At 43.1% G+C, this 12,969-nt stretch carries 16 protein-coding genes; 12 read left to right on the top strand and 4 right to left on the bottom strand.

The genetic code is table 11. The features are described 5' to 3' along the window. The first annotated feature begins 19 nt into the window (after positions 1-19). The 10 genes from nadD to PG862_RS03475 all read left to right on the top strand — a co-directional run bounded on the left by nadD (position 20) and on the right by PG862_RS03475 (position 6,714). Positions 20-652, top strand: a complete 633-nt coding sequence (nadD, locus tag PG862_RS03520) for a nicotinate-nucleotide adenylyltransferase (protein WP_333549079.1) — start codon at positions 20-22, stop codon at positions 650-652. Next, positions 652-1,233 (top strand): bis(5'-nucleosyl)-tetraphosphatase (symmetrical) YqeK, encoded by a 582-nt coding sequence (yqeK, locus tag PG862_RS03515; RefSeq protein ID WP_022359429.1) that lies wholly within the window; start codon positions 652-654, stop codon positions 1,231-1,233. The genes nadD and yqeK overlap by 1 nt, the downstream gene beginning before the upstream one ends. Positions 1,234-1,278: 45 nt before the next feature. Beyond that, positions 1,279-1,629, top strand: coding sequence for a ribosome silencing factor (rsfS, locus tag PG862_RS03510; RefSeq protein ID WP_022359428.1), 351 nt, complete (start codon positions 1,279-1,281; stop codon positions 1,627-1,629). A 497-nt stretch (positions 1,630-2,126) separates the two neighbouring features. Then, positions 2,127-2,771: a hypothetical protein gene (locus PG862_RS03505; RefSeq protein ID WP_118650801.1), complete on the top strand. Its 645-nt coding sequence runs from the start codon at positions 2,127-2,129 to the stop codon at positions 2,769-2,771. A gap of 2 nt (positions 2,772-2,773) precedes the next feature. Further along, complete coding sequence (gene rhuM, locus PG862_RS03500) at positions 2,774-3,706, top strand: RhuM family protein (protein WP_118650799.1); 933 nt, start codon at positions 2,774-2,776, stop codon at positions 3,704-3,706. Between the two features lie 207 nt (positions 3,707-3,913). Then, entirely contained in the window at positions 3,914-4,210 is a 297-nt protein-coding gene (locus tag PG862_RS03495; RefSeq protein WP_118534202.1) for a hypothetical protein, read from the top strand. Positions 4,211-4,231: 21 nt separating this feature from the next. Next, positions 4,232-4,588: a hypothetical protein gene (locus PG862_RS03490; protein ID WP_270706510.1), complete on the top strand. Its 357-nt coding sequence runs from the start codon at positions 4,232-4,234 to the stop codon at positions 4,586-4,588. Positions 4,589-4,687: 99 nt separating this feature from the next. After that, positions 4,688-5,530, top strand: a complete 843-nt coding sequence (locus tag PG862_RS03485) for a TIGR02452 family protein (protein WP_270706509.1) — start codon at positions 4,688-4,690, stop codon at positions 5,528-5,530. A 31-nt stretch (positions 5,531-5,561) separates the two neighbouring features. Then, positions 5,562-6,149, top strand: a complete 588-nt coding sequence (locus PG862_RS03480) for a hypothetical protein (protein WP_270706508.1) — start codon at positions 5,562-5,564, stop codon at positions 6,147-6,149. A 28-nt stretch (positions 6,150-6,177) separates the two neighbouring features. Continuing rightward, on the top strand, positions 6,178-6,714 hold the full coding sequence (locus tag PG862_RS03475; protein ID WP_270706507.1) for an RNA 2'-phosphotransferase: 537 nt from the start codon (positions 6,178-6,180) through the stop codon (positions 6,712-6,714). 124 nt (positions 6,715-6,838) lie between these two features. On the opposite strand, the gene PG862_RS03470 is transcribed toward PG862_RS03475, so the two are convergent. After that, the gene (locus tag PG862_RS03470) at positions 6,839-7,441 is read right to left on the bottom strand and encodes a Type 1 glutamine amidotransferase-like domain-containing protein (RefSeq protein WP_270706506.1); all 603 of its coding nucleotides are present in this window, start codon (positions 7,439-7,441) and stop codon (positions 6,839-6,841) included. A gap of 93 nt (positions 7,442-7,534) precedes the next feature. Continuing rightward, a complete protein-coding gene (locus PG862_RS03465) occupies positions 7,535-7,984 on the bottom strand; it encodes a hypothetical protein (RefSeq protein WP_270706505.1) in 450 nt (149 codons plus the stop codon). A 564-nt stretch (positions 7,985-8,548) separates the two neighbouring features. Here PG862_RS03465 and PG862_RS03460 point away from each other — a divergent pair. Next, a complete protein-coding gene (locus PG862_RS03460) occupies positions 8,549-9,244 on the top strand; it encodes a TMEM165/GDT1 family protein (RefSeq protein WP_270706503.1) in 696 nt (231 codons plus the stop codon). Beyond that, a complete protein-coding gene (gene fliB / locus PG862_RS03455) occupies positions 9,232-10,386 on the top strand; it encodes a flagellin lysine-N-methylase (protein WP_270706502.1) in 1,155 nt (384 codons plus the stop codon). The genes PG862_RS03460 and fliB overlap by 13 nt, the downstream gene beginning before the upstream one ends. A 186-nt stretch (positions 10,387-10,572) precedes the next feature. Here fliB and lexA read toward each other — a convergent pair whose 3' ends face one another. Then, positions 10,573-11,190 carry a transcriptional repressor LexA gene (gene lexA, locus PG862_RS03450; protein WP_022359416.1) on the bottom strand — a complete coding sequence of 206 codons (618 nt, stop codon included), beginning with the start codon at positions 11,188-11,190 and terminating at the stop codon, positions 10,573-10,575. Positions 11,191-11,372: 182 nt separating this feature from the next. Continuing rightward, positions 11,373-12,287, bottom strand: coding sequence for a coiled-coil domain-containing protein (locus tag PG862_RS03445; protein ID WP_270706499.1), 915 nt, complete (start codon positions 12,285-12,287; stop codon positions 11,373-11,375). Positions 12,288-12,969 lie beyond the last annotated feature (682 nt).

Genomic DNA, 12,969 nt, shown 5'->3' with positions numbered 1-12,969 from the left:
TCTGACAGAAAGGATACGGATGACGATGAAAAAGATCGGTATTATGGGGGGAACATTTGACCCGATCCATAATGGACATATCATGTTGGGAAGACAGGCGTATGAAGAATATGATCTTGACTGCATCTGGTATATGCCCTCCAGGATCCCGCCGCATAAAAAGGATCATACGATCACAGCGGCAAAGGACCGTTTGGCAATGACTGCAGCTGCGATCGCGCCGTATCCTTATTTTAAGCTGTCTGATTTTGAACTTCGCAGAATCGGCGGAAATACCTACACAGCAGACACGCTTCGCTTATTGAAAGAAGAATATCCGGATGTTGAATTTTTCTTTATCGCGGGCGCAGACTCAATTATGGACATTGAAAAATGGTATCATCCCGAATATGTTCTTCCAGCCGTCACATTTTTGGCGGCAGCAAGAGAGCATGAGGAGGCAGATCGTTCGCTGGATGAGCAGATTTCCTATTTAAACCAGAAATATCAGGCGCATATTCTGCGTCTTCACTGCCGTGAAATGGATGTCGCTTCGGCGGAGATCCGCGCGGCTTTCCGGGCAGGACACGCAGCAGACGTTCGTTCCCTGGTGCCGAAGGAAGTCTGTCAATATATCGAACAGCACGGCTTGTATCAGGAGGTAAATGTGTAATGGACGAAAGAATTACAGAGATACGGAAGCATTTGAAAAAGAAATTGAACCCGATGCGCTATGAACATACGCTGGGTGTTTCATACACATGTATGGCTCTGGCAATGCGTTACAGTGCCAATCTGGATCAGGCGGAGATGGCTGGACTTCTCCATGACTGTGCAAAGCGCTATGATGATGCGACTATCATCTGCAAATGCCAGGAGCATGGCATTGAACTGACTGAAGGTGAACTGCGGGCTCCGGCTGTGATTCATGCAAAATTAGGCGCATGGATGGCAGAACACAAGTATGGTATTACCGATCCAGAGGTCTTATCTGCAATCGCCTGCCATACGACCGGAAAACCGGCGATGTCCCTGTTAGACAAGATCCTGTACGTAGCCGATTACATCGAACCGCGCCGTGATAAGGCGCCAAATCTGCCGAAGCTCCGCCGTCTTGCATTTGAAGATCTGGACGAAGCGCTGTATCAGATTCTGGACAGCACCCGCAATTATTTAAAGGAAACGGGCACGGCAGAGGATGATACAACCGAACAGACCTGGGAATACTATCATGAACGTCATGTTCATCAATAGACACATTAACAGGATTTAAATAAAATAATGAGGAGGATAATCCCCGTGGAAGCAAAAGAGCTGACCAAACTTGCCGTAAAGGCGCTGGAAGATAAAAAAGGCGAAGATATTCGCGTCATTGATATTCATGGAGTATCTGTACTGGCTGATTACTTTGTCATCGCAGACGGAAGCAACGCCAGCCAGGTAAAGGCAATGGCAGATAATGTAGAGGAAGAACTCGGCAAAGCCGGTCATGAGTGCCGTCAGATCGAGGGCTATCAGACTGCCGGATGGATCCTGATGGATTACGGCGATCTGATCGTACACATTTTCTCCCGCGATGACAGACTGTTTTATGATCTGGAGCGCATCTGGAGAGACGGAAAAGTAGTTGAGAATGTGGAGGAATTGTAATAGATTTTTGTTATTTTCCCTTTATATCTTAAATAAGAGTGTTAAAAATGAAAAACGTGTTTTCTGTCATACCTTAAATAAGAGGTATGAAACCGGAAAGCACGTTTCCCGTTATATCTTAAATAAGGACGACGCCAAGTCAATTTTTCCCTTTATATCTTAAATATATGTAGTTTCTTTTTACTTCTGAAACATCTGATTATCTGAAAAATACCCTCTTGCAATTTAAAAAACTTGATGATATAGTGGCGGCAACGGTTTGGCGAATGCTGAAATGAACGGAATACCGGTACCGGAATTATGATAAAGCGCTTTATGATTTCAGGCAGGAACGTCTGAGCGAAAATTTGACTCAAAACGTTATCCGCAGAAACCGCTAATTGGAAATTCGAATTCGATGATGATATAGTTGCAACGAAAAAATTGAACTGGAAAACGAAACCGTAACAACGAAGACGGAAGAAAAACCGTTGTTTTGGAAGAAAGGAGAAATTCATATGATGGAAAATTATGTTTATCCGGACACTCATGAGATGTTTGATTTGCACGACACATTGGAAGAACTGATCTCCAAAGAAAGCTATGATATCGGGTTGGGGCTCGGTTCAAGAGTGGACTCGGATCCCGATTTGGAGTATCTGCTGGAGGTGCTGTTCACTCCGGTAGAAGCCCGCTGCTCATATCTGGATATCTGGGGAAGCAAGAAGTATCCGGATATCATCACTGACATTAAGGATGGCAAATTTATGGATATATCCATGGAAGAATTTGAGGAAAAGCGTGAGAAATGGGTGAAAGAGATCCGCGAGACCGATCATCCGATGCTTCGTATTGTGAAAGCGATTAAGTATGGCCGTGAGGTCAATGATTGGGAAATTAAACTGCATCTGCAAAATCTGGTTTCCAGACAGAAAAATGTACTGATTTATATGCAGGTGTGCCAGAGTATGATCACTCACGGCTTCTCACTTACTCAGATTTCTCAGGCTGTGCCGTGGGTCGATAAATCGGATATCTACGGTCTTTCCCTGATGCTAGATTTATCGATGGAACTGACTCAGGAGGAGCGGGCCGAAGTGGAACAGGAATATCGCAGGACCGGGAAGCCAAAGGTATTAAAGGAAGTGTTCGGAGAAGAATAGAAATGAAAAATGAGTTAGTTTTATTTACAGACGGCGAAGTGAATATAGAAGTTCAGATAAGTCCGGAACAGGAAACAGTTTGGTTGACACAGAAGCAAATGGAAATTCTCTTTGAAGTTAAACATGCCACAATCAGTGAACACATATCAAATATTTTGTCTTCCGGAGAACTTGACGAAACTTCTGTCGGATTTTCCGACAAAAGTACAGGTGGCAGAAAACCTAAAATATATAATTTGGATATGATTCTTTCTGTAGGATACCGAGTAAATTCAAAACGTGGTATCGCGTTTCGAAGATGGGCGAACAATGTTTTGAAACAGTACATTATTCAAGGGTATGCAATCAACGAAAAGCGATTAGCTGCTCTACAGAAAACAATTGATATCCAGACCAGGATGCTGGCATGCACTTTGAATGTTGAGGAAGCAGACATATTAAGAGCTGTAAATCTGTATACGGATGCCTTAGTATTATTGGATCAGTATGATCACCAGACATTGGAGAAGCCAAAAGGAAATCAGCCTATTTACAGGATCACTTATGAAGATTGCCGTCATATGGTCGATGCTATGGAGGATTCGTTTCATTCGGACGTCTTTGGAGTTGAAAAAGAAAAAGGTAAGGTTGAGGGAATTCTTGCTGCAGTATATCAAAGTATATTCGGCAAGGATGCATATCCATCATTAGAAGAAAAAGCCGCAAATCTATTGTATTTTATGATCAAGGATCATCCTTATGCGGATGGCTGCAAGAGAATTGCGGCATCACTTTTTCTTGAATTCCTAGATAAAAACAACGCTTTATTCCAAGATGGAGAAAAACGACTCAGCGATGGAACCTTGGTGGCCGTTACGTTGATGATTGCTGAATCCAATCCAGAAGAAAAAGAAGTAATGGTGAAACTGGTGATGAATCTACTGAATTTGCAATAAAAAGCACGGATTGCAATACTTGTCCCTGAGATTCTCACCGGCAAATACCGCTGTGAGAAATGCTTGTGTTTTATCACGATGAATTAACAGAGGAAGATATTAAAATTCTCTCTCTGGTTTCGGAGATTACAAAGAACGAGATAGCGAAAATGATGTTAAGATTTGCAAAGAATTCAAAGTGAGTGAAAATCGAAAGGAGACCAGACTATGGGAAGGCTTTATAAAATCAACCCGCCGTGTCCCAAGTGCCATGAGGAACATAATTGGTGGCATATCCAGCTGACGGATGAGGAACAGGCGAAGATGGATGCGTATGTGGCAGCCAGTGAGGGAAAATCATCCTTGGAGTTACTTCTGGGCGAGCCGGGAATTGTTGTTACACGAAAGCTTAAGTGTTGTTGCTGCGGTCACGTATTTGAAGTGGAAGCCGGGCTGCGGAAATTCGACGAAGTCGGATACCGGGATCAGGATTTTATTGCAGCGGTCGGCGAAATACCCGTGTGATAAGATTAAGGAGTTGATGAGATGCATTTGGATCTGTCAGCATTGGGAATCCTGCGTAAAGCAGAAGATAAATGCGGTCGGAAATACATGGATTGGCGGATACCATATATGGATCAGTCAGGGCTTATCATGGTCTATAAATCCGACAGTCGGTATGAGAAGTATCAGGTTTATTTCTTTACGAGTCCGGCAAGCGATTGCCCGGGCAAATACCTGCATACAACCTACGGAAGTATCCAGGTGGAAGATGGTTCATTGACAATCAGAACAAAGAATAGCGTCTATGAATTTGAGCTGGATGCATCATGCGTATCAGAGGTGGATATGATTTTGCTGTTACATACGGTAAACGAGTATTTTCGTGATGATGGCACGTGAGGCAGACAATGTCAGGTACTGGGCTGCGGGAGCGATTCCGCAGCCGTTTTCATAGCGTTAGATATGAAATTAACAAAGAGAAAAAGGAATGATAAACATATGAGCAGTTTTGAGAATGTAGAGGTTTTTGAAGATACTAAAAGGCTGTGCAAGACAAACGGAAAGATTAAGGAAGCTCTTGCACAGTCAGTGAAAAACCAGAAACTCATCCTGGAAGGAGAGGAGCTGTCTGCTGTGGATAAGACGCGTTTCACAGATGAGGCGAAGATTGTTGTATCCACAAAGCGGACTTTCGAGGCGGTTGCAGGCTATGCGGGCCAGAAGGTGGCGGTACATAACTTTGCTTCTGCGACCAATCCGGGCGGCGGCGTGACAAGGGGATCCAGCGCACAGGAGGAATGTTTGTGTCGGTGTTCCGGCCTGTATTTCTGCCTGAGCGTACCGGAAATGATGAAGGGTTTCTATTATCCGCATCGCAACGCGAAGAACCCGATCAACAATGCGGATATCATCTATACGCCGGATGTGACCGTATTCAAGACGGATACGAATATGCCGAGGCTGATGGATGAGAAAGACTGGTATGAAGTGGATGTGATTACCTGCGCGGCACCGAACCTGCGGGAATGGCCAAGTAACCGGTTCAACCAGGGAAACGGTGACCGGGCGGTAAAAGTCAGTGACCGTGAACTCCTGGAAATCCATAAGAAGAGGCTGACCAGGATTCTAGATGTTGCAGTACTGAACGGTGACGAAGTGGTGATTCTGGGTGCTTTCGGATGCGGAGCGTTCCAGAATAAGCCGGAAGTGGTGGCACGTGCTGCCAAAGAAGTGATGGCGGATTATCTGCACGCATTTAAAACCATTGAGTTTGCGGTCTATTGTTCCCCGCGGGATGACACGAATTTCAAGGTGTTTAAGCGGGTGATGGGAGCGTACTAAGAAGAACATATTGTAATGGAAGAATTGTGGTATGAAGTTTAAGAAATGCGGACCGGAGCATGAGGCATCTTATTTGTTTGAAGTTGATAAAAATTGGATGCGGAGCGGAAATGATTTTTCAGAATTATTGGAGTCTATTCGCAAAGAAGCCTACCTCAAAGGATTCCGGAAAGGCCAGGAAGAAGCCAGTTATGGATTCTGGAATAAGGATTGCCGTAAAAAATTCAGGGAAGATGAAGAGACAGGCAAAATTATAGAGCACGAGCATTTTTGGACGGCACATGACGAGTGGTCACAGTACATTGGAAAAACCGCGTCGAATCTGGCGGCGTCTGCATACCGGAGTTATGCGGATGGAGAAAATGCCATTGACGGCGTGATCGAGACTCTTTCCGTTATGCTACGTATTGAGTTTGAAAATACAAAGCAGAAAGAGGACGCTGAAAGTATTGGTGCAGCATTGCCTGTTACCCAGGTGGAAAAATGGCTGAGCGATACGGAAATGCCGGATGGTGTTTGCATGTTGTCAATGACGCGCAAGATTCTGGAAGAGGGGCGTAAGGAAGGATTCAATATTGGATATTTGAAAGGACTGATGGCGGTGCAGTCAAAAGAGTAGGCATTACAGTGGAAAGGGGAGTGAGAATATGAGACATCAGGACAATACCGGAAAATTCATAGCGTTTATTTTGCGGCATCACCCGGAATCCATTGGTATGAAACTGGATGAACACGGATGGGCCCGTACGGAAGATCTGATTGCCGGGATAGCGAAGAGCAGACCATTTGACATGCAGATGCTGGAAGAAATTGTACGGACGGATTCCAAGCAGCGGTATTCTTTCAATGAGGATAAAACACTGATCCGGGCAAACCAGGGGCATTCCATTCAGGTGGATGTGGAATTGGAGCAAAAGACTCCGCCGGATGTTTTGTGGCATGGAACGGGAGAGAAGTATGTGGAATCCATCAATAAGATTGGATTGATTCCGAAATCCAGGCTGTATGTGCATCTGTCAAAAGATTATGAGACTGCCAAAGCAGTCGGGAACCGACATGGAAAGCCGGTTGTATACCAGATAAATGCAAAGCAGATGACCGAGGATGGTTATCCGTTCTATTTATCTGTAAATGGGGTATGGCTGACCAAAGAAGTGCCGGTGCGGTATCTGAGCATTCTATAAAAAGTAGTTCTCATGTGGAAAGCGAACATAGAATAAGAGCATCAAAAAAGCAGGGACAAATCGTGAAGATGCACCTGCTTTTTTGACATATTTGGGGAGTCTCTTACAAACTGGAATTTTCAAATTAGTCTTTGCAAATAACCTTTGAACCTTCACCATCAATTACAATTCCCTGACGGTTGTTAATTGGGCATAGATTCAAATCCGAAAACTCAGTCATTATTTTCTCGGTAACTTTCTTAAATGGTGCTGTAAGATAATGCGGAAGAACATAGAAATCAATCAAATCAAGCCCTGCATCATCTTCTTGTGAGTAGTCCTCTGGCTTTTCATCCATTTGCTCGATATATTGGATGCTTGGAGCGCATATAATTGCGCCTGCCGACTCGCCGATCATCAATTTTCCATTTGCCAATTCCTTTTTTAGTAGCCCATCAGTTCCCGTTTTACGAAGCTGGTCCATAAGAAAGAAAGAATTTCCGCCGGTAAAATATATCACATCTGCTTCTTCAAAAACAGACTGTATCGTTGAATAAGCCTCCGTTGAAATATCAATTTCAGTTACGATTGCTCCCAACTTTTTGAATGATTTTCGAGCCGAGCCGACATAACCGGTGTAGCCTTCACGCAGTGAAGCTGTTGGAATAAATGCGACTTTCTTATTTTCAATTTCTTCCTTTATCAGACTTCCCACACTTGAAAAGTGCGAACATAAAAATAGTTTCATCAATATTCTCCTTTATAAATCTCGATTTACCTTTTATTCTATCACAAAAAATAGAGCCAGTGTAGAAAAATCACATCAACTCTATCCAGACATTCATTCTTCATTTTCCGGGAATCCAAATATCAGAGAAAATTCCACTTCATCACTGCCGGACCATCTGTTGACGCTGATGTGATCCGCCGCAGCCATGGCCATCCGCATCCGTTTCTGAGTGGCCGTGATATCAAAACCGCACCGACCGGTAAAGACCGCGGTAATATCGTGAAAGTGATCCTGCCGGATAGTCAATTTGGCACCGGCTAGTTCCGCAAAGTCTTTCAGAATCGGCAGAAGCGCCGCATCAAACCATGTCCGGAAATCCCGTACCGCATCATCAGCACGTTTCTGGTGAACTTTTTCAATGGCTTCCATGGCGGCCGCAGCTTCTTTTTGTGAGAGGTTTTCTGCCATGTCGGCTAAATTACCGGCCTGGTCTGCACCTGTAAAATCAAATCTCAAAACATCATCGTTTTCATTCTGCTCTAAAAGTCCACTCTGTTCCATAAAGTATCATCTCCAAAGATTTATAAATTGTTCATTAGAACAAATATGGCGTATAGCGTTAAGTGGTCTGCCTTGCGAACAGGATTCTGTTTGACGCAGGAATTATGGCAGGAATGTGCCGGGAATTGATATTGCCTGAACCTCGGTGTCTGCGTGCATTCATCCCCTGCCTGCAGAGGTTAGGGGGTATTCTGCTAATGAGTGATAAAATCGAATTTGCGAGTATGGTAAGAAAAAATAAGTTAATTGACACTGCAGAAGCATTAAATTCCGTTGACAAGTCATTCTTTATTTGATAATATTTATCAAGTAATTTAATATCCCATGAGGGAGTAGTTAGCGCGAAAGTGTGGTTTGTCAACATTCTGATTATAGCAACTGTATAATCTGGCAAATCTTAAATAATGAGACTCATGTATATCGATGGACAGTTTTTGTATCATGTATAGCTGTCAGTTGATATACATGAGTTTTTCTTTTGTGCATTGATGCAAAAAAGAGAGGACATCATAATCGACAGTGAGCGGTGAGGGAACATGCATTACATCTAGGAGGAAATGAAAAATGATGCTGTTTTTTAAAGTGTTTTTTACAGAATTTATCGCAGAGATGGGCGATAAAACCCAGCTTATGCTGATTGCTCTGACTTCAAAATATAAGTTGAGAGATATTATACTAGGAACTGCGGCGGCGATTCTTGTTCTGAATGGTCTTGCCGTTCTGGCGGGCGGACTTGTCAGTGAATTTATTCCTGACTGGCTTATTAAGATGATTGCAGCACTTGCATTTCTGTATTTCGCCGCATCGACTCTTGCCGGTGATGATGACGAAGAAGAGGAGGAGGGCGGTAAATCAAAGATTCAATTCGCACCCTTAGCTGTTTTTTGCACATTTTTTGTGGCAGAACTGGGAGATAAGACTCAGCTTACAGCCATCACGTTCGGAGCCAATGAAGGCATGAAATCAGCCTTTGTTGTATGGATTGGATGCTCTCTGGGACTTTTTGCAGCGGATATTCTCGGAATGCTGGTTGGATATCTTTTAAAGAGCAAAACTCCCGATGGGCTGCTGAATACACTGGCATTTGTTATTTTTTCCATATTTGGTGCTTTCACACTTTATCAGGGACTGAACATGATGAACGCAAGAGTCTGTCCGATTCCGGTATGGTCGGTATGGATTGCTGCGGCTGTTATTTTTACTGCCTTATGTGCCTGGATCTATATAAAAAGAAAGAAGGAAAATAAATGCGATATTTAAAACCACATTATTATGATAAATTTGTCTGTACAGCAGGAGATTGTCCGGATAGCTGCTGTGCCGGATGGCAGATCATGATTGATGAAACCTCTCTGGAGCGATATGGAAATGAAAAGAGCGAGTTCGGAACGCGATTACGCAATTCTATTGACTGGGATGAAGAATGTTTTTACCAGAACAATCGGCGCTGTGCATTTTTAAATGAAGAAAATCTCTGCGATCTTTATAAAGCACTGGGACCAGATTCTCTTTGTGATACCTGCCGGATGTACCCGAGACATACGGAAGAATACGAGGGACTTCGGGAATTATCTCTTTCCCTGTCCTGTCCGGAGACGGCTAGAATCATTCTTTCCTGTAAAGAACCGGTCCGTTTTCTGGAAGAAGAGGACGATTTGGAGGACGATTTTGAAGAATTCGATTTTATGATGTTTTCCCAGTTGGAAGATACAAGAGATGTTCTGTTTTCGATTTTACAGGATCGATCCCTTCCTCTGACTCTCCGAATGTCGGCATCCGAACAGCTGACAGAACAATATCAGATCCGGGTGGAAGAGCAGAAGGAATATGAAATTGATGAACTTCTGCGAAACTGTGAAGCTCATCATCAGAGAAAAAAACTCCAGGAATTTGTATCAGAAAGTCTTGCTGAAAAAGGCATTGATGCAGCATCTCTCCATCGGTGGGCACGCCAGATAGAAGAATTGCAGGTACTACGCGGTCTGGAACGCCTGCGTCCGGAATGGGATGATGTGCTGGATGGTGCTGAAAAGTGGCTGTATCAGGGAAGTGAGGAAACCTATCATAAAATTTGCGAAGAATTTCATAAGGCATATGGAAGCTTAGGAAGTCACAAAGAAGAATGGGAAAATCTGGGCGAGCAGCTTTTAATGTTTTTTGTCTATACCTATTTTTGCGGGGCTGTCTACGACGATATGGTCTGTTCCAAGATGGAACTGGCATTGTTCTCTGTTCGCTGGATACAGGAATTTCTGATGGTCAGATGGCTGGAAAATGGAAAGAAACTTTCCATGAAGGATGTGGAAGAAATCTCCTGGAGATATGCCCGGGAAGTAGAACATTCCGATGATAACTTAAATGCACTGGAAGACTGGCTTTTTGAGCGGTATGCACCGGTTTAATCACTGAAAGAAGCATATTGCAAAAATGAATCATACGAACAAAAAAGCTCTATTCTATAAAATTGAGCGTACCGTATCTCCGGACGTCAACGAATAGCATAGAGCTTTTGAGTTAAATTTTGCCACATAATGCTTCTGTCATTTTCATGATAATAAGCAAAAGGTAAGCGTCAGTAAACCAAGAGGTTACCGCATAAGGCGCAGCAGACCGATTACTTTGCCAAGAATCTGTACTTTATCCACAATAATCGGATCCATAGTTGCATTCTCCGGCTGGAGACGATAGTGACCGTTCTCCTTGAAGAAACGCTTAACGGTAGCTGAATCATCGATGAGTGCAACCACGATCTCGCCATTCTCTGCGACACTGGTCTGTTCCACGATAACACGATCTCCGTCATAGATGCCCACATCGATCATACTATTGCCGCGGACCTTCAGCATAAAAGTTTCGCTGTTCGGAAGCAGTTCTGCCGGAATCGGGAAATAGTTCTCCACATTCTCATCAGCCAGAATCGGCGCACCGGCTGCTACAGTACCGATAAGGGGTACATTTACCAGTTCACGGCGGGACAGGTTAAAGGTATCATCAACGATCTCGATGGCTCTCGGTTTCGTCGGATCCCGGTGAATATATCCGTTCTTCTCAAGCTGTTCCAGATGAGAGTGGACAGAAGAGGTAGACTTAAGCTGTACCTTTTCACAAATTTCACGTACCGTCGGCGGATAACCTTTCTTTAAAATGCATGCTTTAATAAATTCCAAGATCTCTTTCTGTTTATCTGTAATACGTCCCTGTGCCATATAGATTCCTCCTGTCGATGAAGTATATAAAATGTTTTTAATATCGGATATACAGTGATTCTGGCAGGATACAAGTCGAACGCCCACCTGATGGGACCAGCAGCTGAATCACTGAAAGGTCTGGCCTATAGTAAGCCCTTATTATATTATATATAGTAACATATGTTCGGGCAAAATGCAAACTATTGTTCGTCTTTATCAATGTTTTCTTTTTTAAGCTGTTCTCTTGCCTGCTCAAGCAGCACTTCCAGACGGGCATTTTCTTTGTCTGCCTGACGAAGGAGTTCCTGCATTTCCCGTTCTTTTTTGAATAGTGCGCGCTCCATCGTAAGCTCCGCCTGGGCTTTGCATTGCTGAAGACCCATATCAGCATCTGCTTTTTGTTTTGATAATTCCTGGGTAAGTCCTGTGAGTTTCTGCTGTAGTTCTTTATTTTCAGTTTCAAGTGCCAGAATCCGATCGGATGCATGCTGATAGGACTCTGACTTTACCTCCTGTTCCTTCTGAGAGTGAGAGAGAGCAAGTACCGTATCATGAAGCTCCTGTTTGCATTGTAAAAGCTCATTCTTAAGCATTTCTTCTGATTCTTTTGAATGTTCATTTTTCTTCAGCTGATTTTGTGCCTCTTCTAGTTTCTCCTTCAGCATCTGGTTGATCTGCTCCTGGTCAGCAGCACCTTTTTTGAGCGATTCTAGCTGTTCGGTGAGTGTCTGTTCCTGCTTGGTCAGCAAAGCGGACTCCGCATCCATTTTTTTCTTTTCTGCTTGAAGTTGTTCTACTTTTTTCTGTAACTCTGTGAGGCGCAGTTCTTTTCTCTGGAGTTCAGAAGAGAACTCCTCCCGTGCTCTGGCTTCTGCATTCTGGTTCAATTCCAAGCTATACAGATATGCGGAGGTGATGGACTTAACCATGGTTTCAAACTCCTCAATCTCGACACTTCTCCCCGGGATTGAGGATTTGGCTTGATTTAACTCAAACACCTGCATCACATGATCAAAGCCCTGGGCCTGGTTCATTCCTTTTTGTTCGCAAAATGCACGGAAAGCATCCGCTGTATCGGAATCGATTCGAAAGTTTGCCTGTTTAATTTCTCCCATATTCTATATTCTCCAATCTATTTTTTTGTAACTGTTTATGCAACTATTCAGTAGGTCTGCGCATTTACTGCGCTGACCGTACGAAAACATGGGTCAGCAGGCAAAAATCCCATTGCCGTAGGCAATTTTTAATGGATTTTTTCGTGTGACTGTGAAGGTACTGAACAGTTACCTGTTTATTTAATACCCTGACATTCTTGCTGCGAGATGGTAACTGTTCATACTCATGTAGACAGTTACGCGAGATAATACTCTGCTTATCAAACTGATTTCAAAGAAGTGCTTTGCAAAGATCATGCGCCAAGTCTTATAACGTTCGATTTAAACTGAAATTTCAAATTGCGTCATACTTTATTTTATGTATATAGATTATCATGAAACCACAATGGCGTCAATCTGATTCTATGGTATGTTATATATATGTTATACATGATTATTGTTATACATAGATTATGATTTTGATAGTAAAAATAGGAATGAAACTATCAACTATTCGTGAAAGGATGCTTTCGCGAATAGTTTCATCGACTTTTGTGGTCATATTTGCCAGAAATAGCAGCGCAGTTTTGTGCAATATGTATGATTTCCTATAAAAATCTATATACCTAAAGTATTTAGATTTTTATAGGGAGCAGGTGTCTGCTGCTTACGAGCAAAGCCGCGTTTTCTTACGTCACTTTTG

It is taken from the genome of Clostridium fessum, from assembly GCF_027698965.1.
GTDB classification, from domain to species: Bacteria; Bacillota; Clostridia; order Lachnospirales; family Lachnospiraceae; genus Otoolea; species Otoolea fessa.
The sequence above is the reverse complement of the archived record's forward strand: the minus strand, read 5'-3'. Positions and strand labels throughout refer to the sequence as shown.